Source organism: Paraburkholderia tuberum STM678, from assembly GCF_902833905.1.
Lineage (GTDB): Bacteria > Pseudomonadota > Gammaproteobacteria > Burkholderiales > Burkholderiaceae > Paraburkholderia > Paraburkholderia tuberum.
In genome coordinates this window covers 83,428-99,264 of record NZ_CADFGP010000027.1, presented here as the reverse complement: position 1 = coordinate 99,264, position 15,837 = coordinate 83,428, and the positions used below count along the sequence as shown (strand labels likewise).

The window sequence follows — 15,837 nt, the reverse complement described above, 5'->3', positions numbered from 1 at the left end:
GCCGCCCAGAAACAAAAAAGGGTTCCGGAATTCGGAACCCTTTTTTCGATACTTTGGTGGGCCGGGTGGGATTCGAACCCACGATGTCCTTTCGGAGGTGGATTATGAGTCCACTGCCTGCAACCAACACGGCGTCCAGCCCAAGAAAAAAGACCCGGTCGTGAAGGCCGGGCCCGTTTTGTTGATTGGCCGACATACTACACGAAAAAGGAGCCTCCGCAACCGCTTCGCTTCGGCGAAACGACCGGGAGGCCCCTTTGATCGCATCATTTGCGGCCAACCGCGGCCGTCGCCGTCAATTCCCTTCGAGGAATGACTTCAGCTTGTCCGAACGGCTCGGATGACGCAGCTTGCGCAGCGCCTTCGCCTCGATCTGACGAATTCGCTCACGCGTCACGTCGAACTGCTTACCGACTTCTTCGAGCGTGTGATCCGTGCTCATCTCGATACCGAAACGCATGCGCAACACCTTCGCTTCGCGCGGCGTCAGCGAATCGAGCACGTCCTTCACGACGTCGCGCATACTCGCGTGCAACGCCGCATCCGCCGGGGCGACCGTGTTCGTATCTTCGATGAAGTCGCCCAGATGAGAATCGTCGTCGTCACCGATCGGCGTTTCCATCGAGATCGGCTCCTTCGCGATCTTCATGATCTTGCGGATCTTGTCTTCCGGCATTTCCATCTTCTCGGCCAGCGTCGCCGGATCCGGCTCGAGACCGGTTTCCTGCAGGATCTGACGCGAGATGCGGTTCATCTTGTTGATCGTTTCGATCATGTGAACCGGAATCCGGATCGTGCGCGCCTGGTCGGCGATCGAACGCGTAATGGCCTGGCGGATCCACCACGTCGCATACGTGGAGAACTTGTAGCCACGACGGTATTCGAACTTGTCCACCGCCTTCATCAGGCCGATGTTGCCTTCCTGAATCAGGTCGAGGAACTGCAGACCGCGGTTCGTGTACTTCTTCGCGATCGAGATCACGAGACGCAGGTTGGCCTCGGTCATTTCGCGCTTCGCCTGGCGCGCCTTAAGCTCGCCGGCCGCCATCTGACGGTTGGTTTCCTTCAGGTCCTTCAGCGGCAGCACCACGCGCGCCTGCAGATCGAGCAGACGTTGCTGCTGTTCGCGGATCGCCGGAATGTTGCGCGTGAGGATCGCGCTATACCCGTGACCTTCGGCGACGATCTTGTCGGCCCATTCGAGGTCCGTCTCGCTGCCCGGGAAACGCGCGATGAATTCCGCACGCGGCATGCCGCACTTGTCGACGACCGTATGCAGGATCTGACGCTCGACCTGACGCACTTCATCCACCTGCGCGCGCAGCGTGTCGCACAGACGCTCGACGGTACGCGCGGTGAAGCGGATCGTCATCAGCTCGTTCTGGATGGTTTCCTGCGCCTTCAGATACGACTTGGACTTGTAGCCTTCCTTCTCGAACGCGCGACGCATCTTGTCGAACCATTCGCTGATCGACGCGAATTTTTCGAGCGACGCGCGCCGCAGCGCTTCGAGCTGCGCGGCGTTGGCGGTGGCTTGCGCCGCGCCATCGTCTTCTTCCTCGTCCTCTTCGTCCTCTTCCTCGGCTTCCTCGTCTTCATTCTCGATCGCTTCCGCCTCCTGCGCGGAGAAGCCGTCGGCGTCTGCCGCGTCGACGTCGATCAGACCGTCGACGAGTTCGTCGATGCGCGCTTCGTCGTTGGCGACGCGCTCGGCCATCGCGAGAATGTCGGCGATCGTGGTCGGGCACGCGGAGATGGCCATCACCATGTGCTTCAAGCCGTCTTCGATGCGCTTCGCGATTTCGATTTCGCCTTCACGCGTAAGCAACTCGACCGTGCCCATTTCGCGCATGTACATACGCACGGGATCGGTGGTGCGGCCAAATTCGGAGTCGACGGTGGACAGCGCGACTTCAGCTTCCTCTTCGACTTCGTCGTCTGACGAAGCCGCGGGCGCGTTGTCGTTGAGCAGCAGCGTTTCAGCGTCCGGGGCCTGTTCGTAGACCGCGACGCCCATGTCGTTGAACGTGCTGATGATGCCTTCGATCGCCTCGGTCTCGGTGAAGTTGTCCGGCAGGTGATCGTTGATTTCAGCGTACGTGAGGAAGCCGCGCTCCTTGCCGAGCTTGATCAGGGCGCGCAGCTTGGAGCGACGCTCCTCGAGTTCCTCCACCGTGCCAGGCTGCGACGACGCGAACGCATCCTTCAGCAGCGCTTTTTCCTTTGCACGACGGTCGCGAGCCTTGACCTTCTCCGGCTTGCCCGGTGCGGCAGCAGCGGTTTCTTCGGTCTGGGTTGCATCGTCATCGACGGGTACTTCATTCAGCTTTTTCGTCATGGAGTTCGCCGTACCGGCTGTAGTCTCGACCCCCGGCTGTTGGACAACAGCCGGTTGAACCGTGGATACTGAAGTCACGCGCGCTACCGCATCGTCCTGAACGGCAGCCGCTTCCCTTGCGCTTCTGACACCCGCCCGCTTGGCAGCCGGCGGTGCTACAGCTTTCGCCGCCCGAACCGGTGCGGCCTGCGCGGCCGCAGTGGTCGACGACTTCTTCCCGGCAGCCGGTGCAACGCTGACAACAGACGTTCTTCTGGCGGATGCAGTCAGCCTGGCTTCGGTAACTTTTCCGGTGCGCTCTTTAGCGCGTGAGCCCGTTGCATGATTTCCGCCTGTCGTCTTTGCCATCGCATCGCCTTTCGCCTTTGCTAGGAAAACCCTTGAAAAAACAAACCGCTAGAAACTTTTGATTATACCACCCGAGGTTTCGGCCTCTCCGCTACAGCCCGAGTTGACGCTTCATGTCGGCCCGCTTCCGGTTGAGCTCCGAAAACTCGGCAAACTCTTCCGGCGTATGCCGCGACTGTCGCGAAAGCTGTTCGAGACGATCGCAATAAGCGTCGTATCGCATCTTCAAAATCGCGGCTTTCAGCTCCTCGCCGACAATTCGTTCCTGCTCGCGCCGTTCCTCGATGACGGCCGCGTCCTGCGGGTCTTTCAGCAGCAAATCCCGGACGTTTTCATCATAGTCTAGAATTTTGCGAAAGATTTCCTCGAAAGTTGGGGCGTTCGCGCCATTTCGCAAGAGATCGGACAACAACTGGAACGCTGCCGAATCGCCTAGGGCTCGCGCGTGCGTCGTCACTTCCGCGAACAGTTCGCCGTGCCGGGTCACGGTGAGCAGCGCCTCTTCGGCCGCTTCGTCGAGCATCGCGACCGTGCGCGGATACATCACCAGATTGCGCAGCGTCTTTTCCTCGATGCCGGTCACGCTGCGCCGGTCCTTGCGGGCCGGCGCCCTGCGCGACGCGGCCGCGATCCGCGCGTCGACTTCGCAAAGCGCCGCGACTTCGCTGAATGGCACATCGAGCCGGTCTGCGAACATATGCATGATCTGCGCGCGCAGCGCATTGGCCGGCAACGCCTGCAGCAGCGGTTTCGCGTCGAACAGCGCGCGGGCCTTGCCTTCGGGCTGATCGAGCTCCTTGCCGGTCAACACCTCGTTGAGCATGAACTGCGACAACGGCATCGCCCGTTCGACCTGCTCGGCGAAAGCCTCGGTGCCGAACTCGCGCACGTAGCTGTCGGGATCATGCTCGCTGGGCAGGAACAGGAAACGGATCGTCCGGTTGTCGGCGGCGTGCGGCAGGCACGCATCGAGCGCGCGACGCGCGGCGCGCCGGCCGGCCGCGTCGCCGTCGAAACTGAAGATGACCGTATCGGTCTGGCGCATCAGTTTCTGCACATGAATCGGCGTGCAAGCGGTGCCGAGGGTCGCGACGGCGTTCTGGAAGCCCAATTGGGCCAGCGCAACCACGTCCATATAACCTTCGACGACCAGCACGTAATGTTGCTCTCGAATCGCAAGACGCGCCTCGAACAGCCCGTACAGCTCGCTACCCTTGTTAAATAGCGGCGTTTCCGGTGAATTCAAATACTTTGGCTCGCCGCCGTCGAGCACGCGGCCGCCGAAGCCGATCACCTGCCCTTTGACATTGCGGATCGGGAACATGATCCGCTCGCGAAAGCGGTCGTAGCGGCGGTTCTGACCCTGCGCGTCCGACTTTTCGCTGACGATCACGAGACCCGCTTCGACCAGGGCGTCGTCGCGATAGTTCGGGAACGCCGCCTCGAGGTTTTGCCACCCGTCCGGCGCATAGCCGAGACCGAAGCGCGCGGCGACTTCGCCGGTCAGGCCGCGCTTCTTCAAATATTGGATCGCGCCCGGCGCACCGCGCAGTTGCTTACGGTAGTAGTCGCAGGCGGTCTGCATGAGATCGGACAGCGCGGTTGTCACGGCCTTCGATGCCGCCGGCGCGTGGCCGCCGCCAGCTCCGCCACCACCGCCGCCGCCATATCCGGGAGAAGCCTCGTGCGGTACGGTGAGACCCACCGATTGCGCGAGCTCGTTGACCGCCTCGGGAAACGACGCGCCCACGTGTTCCATCAGGAAACCGATGGCCGTACCATGCGCACCGCAGCCGAAGCAGTGATAAAACTGTTTAGTCGGACTAACCGTAAACGAGGGGCTCTTCTCGTTGTGAAACGGGCACAGCCCCATGAAGTTCGCGCCGCCCTTTTTCAGCTGCACATACCGGCCGACCACGTCGACGATATCGACGCGATTGAGCAGGTCCTGCAGGAATGACGGTGGGATCACAGTAAATGACGCTGCCTGGAAAGCTTCAAAATCCAAGCCCGGAGCCCGGGCTCGACACCGCGCCCGGGTCCCGCGCCTCGCCTTCAGGAGGCGCGCGACCCGGACAAATCGACAGAGTTACTTAGCGAGCGCGGCCTTGACCTGAGCGGAGACGGCGGTCATGTCGGCGCGGCCGGCCAGCTTCGGCTTCAGCACGCCCATCACCTTGCCCATGTCCTGCGGGCCGGCAGCGCCGGTTTGCGCGACCGCCGCCTGCACCTCGGCAACGATTTCCGCTTCGGACATCTGCTCAGGCATGTACGCGGAAAGAATGGCCAACTCGGCCTTTTCCTTGTCCGCAAGATCCGTACGTCCTGCGGCCTCGAACTGGCTGATCGAATCCTTGCGCTGCTTGATCATCTTGTCGACGACGGAGGTTATGGCGGCATCGTCGAGCGTGACCCGCTCATCGACTTCACGCTGCTTGATCGCGGCGAGCAGCAGGCGGATCGTCCCGAGACGTTCGGTCTCGCGCGCCCGCATGGCAGCTTTCATATCGTCGTTGATCCGGTCCTTGAGACTCATCACTCACCTGAATTGCGTTGAAAAGTTGAAAAACCGGCCGGTCGACGGCGGCGATACCGCCGCATCAGCACAAAAACCCGCTTGGGACGTCTTCCTCAAGCGGGTTGGCGCAATTTTGCGTAGTGGATGCGACCCTGCCGGTTGGCCCGACGGGCCGGGTTTGCCATGATGACACCTGTCGTGCCGCCATCGGCTTGGATGCTGCCGCGCCGCGTACAGCGGGGCAACGCCAGAATCAGTAGAGCTTCCTTGGCAGCATCTGGCCACGCAGACGCTTGAAATGACGCTTCACCGCCGCCGCTTTCTTGCGCTTGCGTTCGGCTGTGGGTTTCTCGTAAAACTCGCGAGCGCGAAGTTCGGTCAGTAAGCCGTTTTTCTCCATGGTGCGCTTGAAACGGCGCATGGCGACTTCGAACGGCTCATTGTCTTTTACGCGGACGGTCGTCATTTTTCAATAACGGAACTTTGTAAAGGTTCAGGAGTATAGCAGAGCTTTCTCACAAAGCCATTGCGCCGTCAAGCCCCCGGGCATATTCGGCCGCCGCCTCGCCCGCCGCGACACCCGACGCCCACGCCCACTGGAAGTTGTAGCCGCCGAGCCAACCGGTCACGTCGACCGCCTCGCCGATGAAGTAGAGGCCCGGCACCCGCGCGCTCATCATCGTGGTCGATGACAAACCGCGCGTATCGACCCCGCCGCGCGTCACTTCGGCCTTGCGATAACCCTCGGTGCCGTTCGGCGTGAGGGTCCAGCGCGACAGCGCCTCACCGATGCCGCGCAGCGCCTTGTCCGGCAGATCGGCGACGCGGGCCTCGGCGGCCATCTGGTGAGTGTCGAGCCACACATGCGCGAGCCGCTGCGGCACCCATTCCGATAGCAGATTGGCGATCTGCCGCTTCGTGCCGCTTTTCGCGTCGATGAGCGCAGTCGCGGCGTCGCGCTCCGGCAGCAGATTGATGTGAATCGGCTCGCCGGGCTGCCAGTAGCTCGAGATCTGCAGCACGCCTGGGCCCGACAGGCCGCGGTGCGTGAGCAGCAGATCTTCGGTGAATTCGGCGCCGGTCTTCGTGTTGCCAGTCGACAGCTGTACTTCAAGCGACACGCCCGATAGCGCCGCGAACGGCTCCCAGTCGGCCGGAGCGAAGGTCAGCGGAACCAGCGCGGGACGCGTGTCGATCAACTTGTGGCCGAACTGCCTGGCGATCCGGTATGCGAAATCGGTCGCGCCGATCTTCGGGATCGACAGACCGCCCGTCGCGATCACGAGCGCACAGGCGGCGATCGTGCCCGCCGTCGTGCCGAGCAGGAACTGTCCTTCGGCGTCCTGGCGCACCTCTTCGACCGACAGCGGCGTGCGCCATGCAACCCCACCGGCGTCGCACTCGTTCTTCAGCACGTCGATGACCGCGTCGCTCGACTGATCGCAGAACAGCTGGCCCTTGTGCTTCTCGTGCCATGTCACGCGATGCTGCTTCAGCAGCGCCATGAAATCGCGCGGCGTATAGCGCGCGAGCGCCGAGCGGCAAAAATGCGGATTCGCCGACAGATAATTGGCCGGCCCCGCATACAGATTCGTGAAGTTGCACCGGCCACCGCCGGAAATGCGGATTTTTTCCGCGAGACGCTGCGAGTGGTCGATCAGCGCCACACGCCGGCCGAGTTGACCGGCCACGGCCGCGCACATCATGCCGGCCGCGCCCGCGCCGATCACCGCGATATCGAAGGATTCCATGGGGCCGCATTGTACCTGCCGGGCCCTCGCATCCATGCCCGTGCTCAGGCGGCCGCCTGCGGCCGCCTGTCCGCGCTGGTATACTTTCGGGCTTACCTTTCACTTCCGGACGCGCGTCGCGCGCGCCCGTCTCAAGCGATTCATCATGCTCGTTCTCGGCATCGAAAGCTCCTGCGACGAAACCGGTCTCGCGCTCTACGACACGGAGCGCGGCCTGCTCGCGCACGCGCTGCATTCGCAGATTGCGATGCATCGGGAGTACGGCGGCGTCGTGCCGGAGCTTGCATCGCGCGACCATATCCGCCGCGCGCTGCCGCTGCTCGAAGAGGTGATGGAGCGCGCCGGCGTCGCGCGCGGCGACATCGACGCGATCGCTTACACGCAAGGGCCCGGGCTCGCGGGCGCGCTGCTGGTCGGCGCGAGCGTCGCGAATTCGCTGGCGATGGCGTGGAACAAGCCGACCGTGGGCATTCACCATCTCGAAGGGCATCTGCTGTCGCCGCTGCTCGTCGACGAGCCGCCGCCGTTCCCGTTCGTCGCGCTGCTGGTCTCGGGCGGCCACACGCAGTTGATGCGCGTGACGGACGTCGGCTTCTACGAGACGCTCGGCGAGACGCTCGACGACGCCGCCGGCGAAGCCTTCGACAAAACCGCCAAGCTGCTGGGCCTCGGCTATCCGGGCGGCCCCGAAGTCTCGCGCATGGCCGAGTTCGGTACACCCGGCGCAGTCGTGCTGCCGCGCCCGATGCTGCATTCCGGCGACCTCGATTTCAGCTTCAGCGGCCTGAAGACCGCCGTGCTCACGCACGCGAACCGGCTGGGCGGCGCGAACATCTGCGAGCAGGCCAAGGCCGACCTCGCGCGCGGTTTCGTCGATGCCGCCGTCGACGTGCTGGCCGCGAAATCGCTAGCGGCGCTCAAGCGCTCGAAGCTGAACCGGCTGGTGGTGGCGGGCGGCGTCGGCGCGAACCGGCAATTACGCGAAGCGCTGTCGGCCGCCGCGCAGAAGCGCAATTTCTACGTCCACTACCCGGACCTGTCGCTGTGCACGGACAACGGGGCGATGATCGCGCTGGCCGGCGCGCTGCGTTTGCAACGCTGGCCCGAACAGGCCGGCCACGACTACGCGTTCACCGTGAAGCCGCGTTGGGATCTGACGTCGCTCGCGCACTGAACCGCCGCCCCAAGAGGACAAAAAGCCGCTTTACAAGCGGCTTTTTTGCTTCAATGCTTTCGCAACGACACGGCGTGGAGCGATCAGGAACGTATCAGGCGAGGCGCTTGTCCCGCTCGATCACCGCATACGCGCTGTGATTGTGAATCGACTCGAAGTTCTCCGCTTCGAGCACATACGCGACGATGCGCTCGTCGGCATTCAGACGCTGGGCAACGTCGCGCACGAGATCTTCGACGAACTTCGGATTTTCATACGCGCGCTCGGTGACGAACTTCTCGTCCGGGCGCTTGAGCAGGCCCCACAGTTCACACGACGCTTCTTCCTCGGCGATACGGATCAACTCTTCGACAGCGACGTCGCCGTTCAGCTCGGCATCGATCGTCACGTGCGAACGCTGATTGTGCGCGCCGTACTGCGAGATCTTCTTCGAGCACGGGCACAGGCTCGTGACCGGCACCAGCACCTTCAGGAACACCCGCGTCGCGCCATGGCGGGTCTCGCCGGTCAGCGTGACTTCATAATCGAGCAAGCTCTGCACGCCCGACACCGGCGCGGTCTTGTTCACGAAGTACGGGAACGACACTTCGATGCGGCCCGCCTCCGCCTCGAGTTTTTCGAGCATAGCCGCGAGCATCGTGCGGAACGTGGCCGGTTCGAGCGGCGCCTTGTTCTCTTCGAGCAACGCGACGAAGCGCGACATGTGGGTGCCCTTCTGCTCGGCCGGCAGATGCACGTCGAGATTCCACGTGCCGACCGACGGCTGCACTTCGCCACCTTGCGTGCGAATCGTCAACGGATGACGCACGCCCCTCACGCCGACCCGCTGGATCGGAATCTGGCGCATGTCGGGGGTGCTTTGCACGTCGGGCATCACGAAAGCGGGATTCATCTGATTCATTCTTTTGTCCTTTCTGGAAAGCGCCGGGCTGCGCCAAGGTTTCGCTGCATCGGCGACTATCGCGCAGCGAGTGCGAGGCGCCCAGCGGCCATGCGGATCAGCGCGTGCAACGGCGAACGCCGGCTCGCGCCGGCGTTGGGTGACGGGCCGCAACACCCGTCGGTTCAAACTGGAGATTGCCGAAGCCGCCGTCGCATGACGGCGGCATGAGTCGCACCTACGACGGCACGAGAGCCGACAGCGCTTTACGCGACGCGCTTCACAGACGACTGACCGCCGACCGCGCCGCTCGCAAGGAAGCGTTCGCGGATCGACCGGGCGATACCCGCGGCGTCGAGACCGCACGCGGCGAGCAGCTTGGCCGGGTCCCCGTGATCGATGAACCGATCGGGGAGGCCCAATTGTAGTACGGGGCGCATAACCCCACTCGCGAGCAGGGCTTCGACGCACGCCGAACCCGCGCCACCCATGATGGAGCCTTCCTCGACGGTGACGATCGCGTCGTGCGTCTCGGCCAGCTTGCGCACGAGTTCGGTGTCGAGCGGCTTCACGAAGCGCATGTTCGCGACGGTGGCGTCGAGTTGCTCAGCAGCCGCGAGCGACGGCGCGACCATCGTGCCGAACGCGAGAATCGCGATGCGTTTGCCGGCCGGCGCCGACGTCTCGCGACGCACTTCGCCCTTGCCGAGCGGCAACGCGGCCATCTGCTTGACCGTTGCGACCCCGGTACCCGCGCCGCGCGGGTAGCGCACAGCGGTCGGATGCGACTGCTGCAACGCGGTGTACAGCATCTGGCGGCACTCGTTTTCGTCAGACGGCGCCATCACGGTCATGTTCGGAATACAACGCATGAACGCGAGGTCGTACGCGCCCGCATGCGTCGCGCCGTCCGCACCAACGAGACCCGCACGATCGATTGCGAACACCACCGGCAGATTTTGCAGCGCGACGTCGTGAATCAGCTGGTCATATGCGCGTTGCAGAAAGGTCGAATAGATCGCGACGACAGGCTTCATGCCGTCCGCGGCAAGGCCGCCCGCGAACGTCACCGCGTGCTGCTCGGCGATGCCGACGTCGAAGTAACGATCCGGGAAGCGCTTTTCGAACTCGACCATGCCCGAGCCTTCACGCATTGCCGGCGTAATGCCGATCACGCGCGAGTCGAGCTCGGCCGCGTCGCACAGCCACTCGCCGAACACCTGCGTGTAGGTCTTTTTCGACGGCGTCGCGGCCGGTTTGATACCCTCGGCCGGATTGAACTTGCCGGGGCCGTGGTACAGCACCGGATCAGCCTCGGCCAGCTTGTAGCCCTGGCCTTTCTTCGTGACCACGTGCAGGAATTGCGGCCCGCGCAGTTCCTTGATGTTTTGCAGCGTCGGAATCAGCGAATCGAGATCGTGACCGTCGATCGGTCCGATGTAGTTGAAGCCGAACTCTTCGAACAGCGTCGCCGGCACGATCATGCCCTTCGCGTGCTCCTCGAGCTTGCGCGCGAGATCGAGCACCGGCGGCGCGACGCGCAGCACGCGCTCGACGCCCGCGCGCGCGGCCGCATAGAAGCGCCCAGACATCAGACGCGCGAGATGGCGATTCAGCGCGCCGACCGGCGGCGAGATCGACATGTCGTTGTCGTTGAGGATCACGAGCAGCGGCACGTCGTCTTCGACGCCCGCGTTGTTCATTGCCTCGAAGGCCATGCCGGCCGTCATCGCGCCGTCGCCGATCACGGCGATGCCCATGCGGTTGTCGCCTTGCAGCTTGCTCGCGATCGCCATGCCGAGCGCGGCCGAAATCGACGTGCTCGAGTGCGCGGTGCCGAAGGTGTCGTATTCCGATTCGTCGCGCTTCGGGAAGCCCGAGATGCCGCCCAACTGACGCAGCGTGTGCATCTGGTCGCGACGACCGGTCAGGATCTTGTGCGGATAGGTCTGATGGCCGACGTCCCAGACGATCCGGTCGTGCGGCGTATCGAAGACGTAGTGCAGCGCGATGGTCAACTCGACCGTGCCGAGGTTGGACGAGAGATGGCCGCCCGTCTGCGATACGCTGTCGAGCACGAAGGCACGCAACTCGTCGGCAAGCGGTTGCAATTGGCGGCGATCGAGGCGGCGCAGGGCTGCCGGGTCGTCGATGGTTTTCAGCAAGTCGTACATCGTCGTTCCATTGTAGGAAAACTTACGCGCCCGCACTTCATACATGCACCCCGGGGATGGAGGGTGCGCGGCGGCGGGCTTTCGCGTTCAGCTGACCCGGTTCACCACCAGGTCGGCCAGTTCGGCAAGACGCTGCGCGCGCGCGCCGAACGGCGCGAGCGCGGCGTGCGCGTCGCTGCGCAGTTGCGCCGCGAGCGCGCGCGACGCGTCGAGCCCAATAATCGACACGTAGGTCGGCTTGCCGTCCTTCGCGTCCTTGCCGGCGGTCTTGCCGAGCGTTGCGGAGTCGGTCGTGACGTCGAGAATGTCGTCGACGACCTGAAACGCAAGACCGACCGCGGCGGCGTAGGCGTCGAGCGACGCCAGACCCTGCGCGTGCGGCGTCTCGCCGGCCAATGCGCCCATGCGCACGGCCGCGCGCAGCAGCGCGCCGGTCTTCATGCGATGCATGGTCTCGAGCTGCGGGCGGGTCAGCGTGTGGCCGACGCTCGCCAGATCGATGGCCTGGCCGCCGCACATGCCGATCGAGCCGCTTGCGAGAGCGAGTTCGCGTACGAGCGAGGCCTGCTGCGGCCGGCCGAGTACGTCGGACGTGAGCACGATGAATGCTTGCGACTGCAGCGCGTCGCCGACCAGCAGCGCGGTCGCTTCGTCATACTTGACGTGGACCGTCGGCTTGCCGCGGCGCAGTTCGTCGTCGTCCATGCAGGGCATGTCGTCGTGCACGAGCGAGTACACGTGAATCATTTCCAGCGCCGCCGCCGCCGCATCGAGGCATTCGGCACGCGCGCCGGTCAGCTCGCCGGCCGCGTGGCACAGGAGCGGCCGCACCCGCTTGCCGCCGCCGAGCACCGCATAGCGCATCGCCTCGTGCAGCCTGGCGGGTTCGGTCGTCTCGGCCGGCAGATAGTGTTCCAGAGCCGTTTCGACGCGTTCGAGCACCGAGCGCGTCCATTGTTCGAATGTCATAGGTCGTCCCCGCTCTCAGTCGCGGCTGTTCCTGCGGTATTCATGGGCAGCGGCTTGAGGGTCTCGCCATCGAGGACCCGCACCTGCTGCTCGACCTTTTCGAGCTGCTGTTGACAGAATGCGACAAGTGCCGCCCCGCGACGGTAAGCGGCCAGCGATTCCTCGAGGCTCAGACTGCCGCCTTCCATGCGCGCGACGAGCTCTTCCAGTTCGGTCTGCGCGGCCTCGTAGTTCTCCGGCAGCGGCGCGCTATCGCCGCTTTCGGCTGGTGCGGCGGCGGAATCGTTCGATGCGGTCTTCGCCATGAATAGTCGCAAAATTAAAACAAGTCGGACATTCTACGGCAAAAGCGACATTTTCGATCCGCCCGCCGGCCTGCGCCCCACCGTGCTGTCTCGCTTCGAGCCTGTCCGATGCACACCGTTGCCCCGCTTCGACCCTGAAGTCTCGCAGAAAAAAAGCTCGAGGTCTGCGGCGAAAATGCCGAACTTTCTTGACATTTTTAACCCAAATCAGGGACTTAAGTGCCCCTGTCACAGGGAAACGGGTATAATTGCGGGCTCCCTAAATCGAATCTTCGATGGTTGGGTTGTTCACTGCTTTCACGTCTTCATCGGGAGTGGGAATGTCCAATCTGAGCAATGCATTGCAGTTGCGGTCTGTTCATAGCCAGCTGCCAGTCACGGCTTACTTTGACGAAGCGCTTCTTACGCGCGAAATCGACACCCTTTTCAAGAAAGGTCCTCGCTACATCGGCCACGATCTCATGGTGCCCGAAGCGGGGGATTATTTTGCCTTGCCCAGCGAACGCGAGGGGCGGGTACTCGTCCGTAACCAGCAGTCGCAAGTCGAGTTGCTGTCGAACGTGTGCCGCCACCGGCAAGCCATCATGCTCAACGGCCGCGGCCAGACGCAGAACATCGTCTGTCCGCTGCATCGCTGGACGTACGACCTGAAGGGCGAGCTGCTCGGCGCGCCCCATTTCGCCGACAACCCGTGCCTGAATCTCGGCGCCACGCCACTGCAGAACTGGCAGGGTCTGCTGTTCGAGGCCCAAGGTCGGGACGTCGCGAAAGATCTCGCACGCCTCGGCACGAAGCGCCATTTCGATTTCTCGGGCTTCATGTTCGATCACGTCGAAGTCCATGAGTGCAACTACAACTGGAAGACCTTCATCGAGGTCTATCTGGAGGACTATCACGTCGCACCGTTCCATCCGGGCCTCGGCAGCTTCGTCAATTGCGACGATCTGACGTGGGAGTTCGGCGACTGGTACAGCGTGCAGACGGTCGGTGTGCACAAGGCGCTCGAGCAACCGGGCAGCCCGACGTATCGCAAGTGGCACGACGAAGTGCTGCGCTTTCGCGACGGCAATCCGCCCGAGTTCGGCGCGATCTGGATGGTGTACTACCCGGGCATCATGATCGAGTGGTATCCGCACGTGCTGGTCGTGTCGTGGCTGATTCCGCGCGGTCCGCAGAAGACCACCAACGTGGTGGAGTTCTATTACCCCGAGGAAATCGCGCTGTTCGAGCGCGACTTCGTCGAAGCCGAGCGCGCCGCCTATATGGAGACAGCCCGCGAAGACGACGAGATCGCCGAGCGCATGGACGCCGGCCGCCTCGCGTTGATGGAGCGCGGCGAATCACAGGTCGGACCGTATCAGAGCCCGATGGAAGACGGTATGCAGCACTTCCACGAGTTTCTGCGGCGCGAACTCGGCACGATCTGATCCGCGCCGCGTGGCGCATCGATCGACTCAAGGAAAGACGGGCTTCGACCCGTCTTTTTTTGTTTAGACTACCGATATAGACCGGCCATGCGCCAGCCGCGTGAACGACGCGGCCCGCAGCCGCCATCGCCCGTATCGAGGAGACGCTCATGCCCCACACTCATTACACCACCCTGATCTCCGCGACCAATCTTGCCGAGCGGCTCACGGCCGCGCCGGGCAGCGTGTTCGTGATCGACTGCCGGTTCGACCTCGCCGATACCGACGCGGGCGAGAAAGCCTGGCTGGCCGGCCATCTGCCGGGCGCGCACTATCTGCATCTCGATCGCGATCTGTCCGGGCCGAAGAACGGCTCGAACGGCCGGCATCCGCTGCCCGATCGCGCGCGGCTCGTCGAAACGCTGGAGTCGCGGGGACTGAAGCAAGGTCAACAGGTCGTCGCATATGACGCACAAGGCGGCATGTACGCGGCGCGCGTCTGGTGGCTGTTGCGCTGGCTCGGTCACGACGCGGTCGCGCTGCTCGACGGCGGGCTGCAGGCATGGGAAGCGGCTGGCCAACCGCTGACGCAGGACGTGCCCGCGCAGAACACCGGCGACTTCAAGGCGGCCGCGCCGCTCGCCGTGACCATCGATACCCAGGCGGTCGAGCGCAACCTCGGTTCGAAGGAGCGAATCGTCGTCGATGCGCGCGCGGCCGATCGCTATCGCGGCGAAAACGAGACGCTCGACCGCGTCGGCGGCCATATCCCGGGCGCGCTGAACCGCTTCTTCAAGGACAACCTGACCCCCGACGGCCGCTTCAAGCCGGCGCACACACTGCGCGAGGAATTCCACGCGCTGCTCGGCGACACGCCGCCCGAACACGTGGTGCTGCAATGCGGCTCGGGCGTGACCGCCTGCATCAATTCGCTTGCGATGGAGGTTGCCGGCCTGCATGGTTCAGCGTTGTACGCGGGCTCCTGGAGCGAATGGAGTTCCGACCCGAAACGGCCGGTGGCGACGGGGGCGAAACCTTGAGCGCGAGCCGCCGCAAGTCGTAACCAGACGCGAGGAATTCGAGCAGCGCTTCAAGCCACGCCGTGCTGCTTGAACCACACGAGCGCGCGACGCCAGCCATCCTCGGCATCGGCTTTCTTGTAGCTCGGACGGTAATCGGCGAAAAACGCGTGACCTGCGTCGTCATATACGACGAACTGCGAGCCGCGTCCCGCTTGCGGCCCTTGCGCGATCGCCTGCTTCATCTGCTCGAGCGTGTCCTGCGGAATGCTTTGATCCTGGCGTCCATACAAGCCGAGCACAGGCGCATGCAGGTCGGCGACGAGATCGAGCGGATTGGCCGGCGTCATCGCGTTCTTCGCGCCGGTCACGCGACCATACCAGGCGACGCCTGCCTTCACGCGCGGATTGTGCTCGGCATACAGCCACGAGATGCGCCCGCCCCAGCAGAAGCCGTTCACGCCGAGCCGGTTGAGGTCACCGCCATTCTCGCCGGCCCACGCGGCGGCCGCGTCGAGGTCGGCCAATACCTGCTCGTCGGGCACCTTGCTGACCAGTTGCTCGTTGAGTTGCTGCATGCTCGTGTAGACAGTCGGATCGCCCTCGCGCTCGTACAGGTTCGGCGCGATCGCCAGATAGCCCTGCTTCGCGAAGCGCCGGCAGACGTCGGCGATATGCTCATGCACGCCGAAGATTTCATGCACGACGAGGATCACCGGCAGATGCGTCTTGCCCTTCGGCTGCGCGCGATAAGCCGGTATCAGCGTACCGCCCGAATGGAACGCCACTTCCCCTGCTTCGAGACCGTCGCTATCGGTATGGATGGTTTGCGCCGAGACTGGCAGCACCGCCGCCGCGAAGCCGGAGCCCAGCGTCGCCTTGATGAAGGTGCGCCGATCGAAAGGAACGTGCGGGATCAGACAGTCGACTTCAGGCTTCAGCACGGGACGCTCCT

General features: G+C 63.8%; 13 protein-coding genes and 1 tRNA gene. 3 read left to right on the top strand and 11 right to left on the bottom strand.

Features of this window, described 5'->3' with window-relative positions; translation table 11 throughout:
* Nucleotides 1-54: 54 nt before the first annotated feature.
* The 6 genes from HWY30_RS23195 to HWY30_RS23170 form a co-directional block, all read right to left on the bottom strand.
* A tRNA-Ile gene (locus HWY30_RS23195) sits at nt 55-142 on the bottom strand.
* Between the two features lie 153 nt (nt 143-295).
* A complete protein-coding gene (gene rpoD, locus HWY30_RS23190) occupies nt 296-2,686 on the bottom strand; it encodes an RNA polymerase sigma factor RpoD (RefSeq protein ID WP_090808422.1) in 2,391 nt (796 codons plus the stop codon).
* 91 nt (nt 2,687-2,777) lie between these two features.
* Nucleotides 2,778-4,658, bottom strand: a complete 1,881-nt coding sequence (dnaG, locus tag HWY30_RS23185; protein WP_090808420.1) for a DNA primase — start codon at nt 4,656-4,658, stop codon at nt 2,778-2,780.
* Between the two features lie 117 nt (nt 4,659-4,775).
* On the bottom strand, nt 4,776-5,222 hold the full coding sequence (locus HWY30_RS23180) for a GatB/YqeY domain-containing protein (RefSeq protein WP_090808418.1): 447 nt from the start codon (nt 5,220-5,222) through the stop codon (nt 4,776-4,778).
* 235 nt (nt 5,223-5,457) lie between these two features.
* On the bottom strand, nt 5,458-5,670 hold the full coding sequence (gene rpsU, locus HWY30_RS23175; protein WP_090808416.1) for a 30S ribosomal protein S21: 213 nt from the start codon (nt 5,668-5,670) through the stop codon (nt 5,458-5,460).
* 49 nt (nt 5,671-5,719) lie between these two features.
* Nucleotides 5,720-6,955, bottom strand: coding sequence for a BaiN/RdsA family NAD(P)/FAD-dependent oxidoreductase (locus HWY30_RS23170; RefSeq protein WP_090808414.1), 1,236 nt, complete (start codon nt 6,953-6,955; stop codon nt 5,720-5,722).
* 145 nt (nt 6,956-7,100) lie between these two features.
* Here HWY30_RS23170 and tsaD point away from each other — a divergent pair, with 145 nt between their 5' ends.
* A complete protein-coding gene (gene tsaD, locus HWY30_RS23165; protein ID WP_090808412.1) occupies nt 7,101-8,129 on the top strand; it encodes a tRNA (adenosine(37)-N6)-threonylcarbamoyltransferase complex transferase subunit TsaD in 1,029 nt (342 codons plus the stop codon).
* A 94-nt stretch (nt 8,130-8,223) separates the two neighbouring features.
* Here tsaD and folE2 read toward each other — a convergent pair whose 3' ends face one another.
* The 4 genes from folE2 to HWY30_RS23145 form a co-directional block, all read right to left on the bottom strand.
* A complete protein-coding gene (gene folE2, locus HWY30_RS23160; RefSeq protein WP_090808410.1) occupies nt 8,224-9,030 on the bottom strand; it encodes a GTP cyclohydrolase FolE2 in 807 nt (268 codons plus the stop codon).
* Nucleotides 9,031-9,275: 245 nt separating this feature from the next.
* Nucleotides 9,276-11,183: a 1-deoxy-D-xylulose-5-phosphate synthase gene (gene dxs / locus HWY30_RS23155; protein ID WP_090810358.1), complete on the bottom strand. Its 1,908-nt coding sequence runs from the start codon at nt 11,181-11,183 to the stop codon at nt 9,276-9,278.
* Between the two features lie 87 nt (nt 11,184-11,270).
* The gene (locus HWY30_RS23150) at nt 11,271-12,152 is read right to left on the bottom strand and encodes a polyprenyl synthetase family protein (RefSeq protein WP_090808408.1); all 882 of its coding nucleotides are present in this window, start codon (nt 12,150-12,152) and stop codon (nt 11,271-11,273) included.
* Entirely contained in the window at nt 12,149-12,457 is a 309-nt protein-coding gene (locus HWY30_RS23145) for an exodeoxyribonuclease VII small subunit (RefSeq protein ID WP_090808406.1), read from the bottom strand. The genes HWY30_RS23150 and HWY30_RS23145 overlap by 4 nt, the downstream gene beginning before the upstream one ends.
* A gap of 320 nt (nt 12,458-12,777) precedes the next feature.
* On the opposite strand from HWY30_RS23145, the gene HWY30_RS23140 reads away from it, so the two are divergent.
* Nucleotides 12,778-13,884, top strand: coding sequence for an aromatic ring-hydroxylating oxygenase subunit alpha (locus HWY30_RS23140; protein ID WP_013092999.1), 1,107 nt, complete (start codon nt 12,778-12,780; stop codon nt 13,882-13,884).
* A gap of 149 nt (nt 13,885-14,033) precedes the next feature.
* The gene (locus HWY30_RS23135; RefSeq protein WP_090808405.1) at nt 14,034-14,903 is read left to right on the top strand and encodes a sulfurtransferase; all 870 of its coding nucleotides are present in this window, start codon (nt 14,034-14,036) and stop codon (nt 14,901-14,903) included.
* Between the two features lie 50 nt (nt 14,904-14,953).
* On the opposite strand, the gene HWY30_RS23130 is transcribed toward HWY30_RS23135, so the two are convergent.
* Entirely contained in the window at nt 14,954-15,826 is an 873-nt protein-coding gene (locus HWY30_RS23130) for a dienelactone hydrolase family protein (protein ID WP_090808403.1), read from the bottom strand.
* Nucleotides 15,827-15,837 lie beyond the last annotated feature (11 nt).

Excerpts from the sequence above, each read along its gene's own strand:
- rpoD (WP_090808422.1), bottom strand. The coding sequence starts at position 2,686 with ATGGCAAAGACGACAGGCGGAAATCATGCAACGGGCTCACGCGCTAAA.
- HWY30_RS23180 (WP_090808418.1), bottom strand. The coding sequence starts at position 5,222 with ATGAGTCTCAAGGACCGGATCAACGACGATATGAAAGCTGCCATGCGG.
- rpsU (WP_090808416.1), bottom strand. The coding sequence starts at position 5,670 with ATGACGACCGTCCGCGTAAAAGACAATGAGCCGTTCGAAGTCGCCATG.
- HWY30_RS23170 (WP_090808414.1), bottom strand. The coding sequence starts at position 6,955 with ATGGAATCCTTCGATATCGCGGTGATCGGCGCGGGCGCGGCCGGCATG.
- tsaD (WP_090808412.1), top strand. The coding sequence starts at position 7,101 with ATGCTCGTTCTCGGCATCGAAAGCTCCTGCGACGAAACCGGTCTCGCG.
- folE2 (WP_090808410.1), bottom strand. The coding sequence starts at position 9,030 with ATGAATCAGATGAATCCCGCTTTCGTGATGCCCGACGTGCAAAGCACC.
- dxs (WP_090810358.1), bottom strand. The coding sequence starts at position 11,183 with ATGTACGACTTGCTGAAAACCATCGACGACCCGGCAGCCCTGCGCCGC.
- HWY30_RS23150 (WP_090808408.1), bottom strand. The coding sequence starts at position 12,152 with ATGACATTCGAACAATGGACGCGCTCGGTGCTCGAACGCGTCGAAACG.
- HWY30_RS23145 (WP_090808406.1), bottom strand. The coding sequence starts at position 12,457 with ATGGCGAAGACCGCATCGAACGATTCCGCCGCCGCACCAGCCGAAAGC.
- HWY30_RS23140 (WP_013092999.1), top strand. The coding sequence starts at position 12,778 with ATGTCCAATCTGAGCAATGCATTGCAGTTGCGGTCTGTTCATAGCCAG.
- HWY30_RS23135 (WP_090808405.1), top strand. The coding sequence starts at position 14,034 with ATGCCCCACACTCATTACACCACCCTGATCTCCGCGACCAATCTTGCC.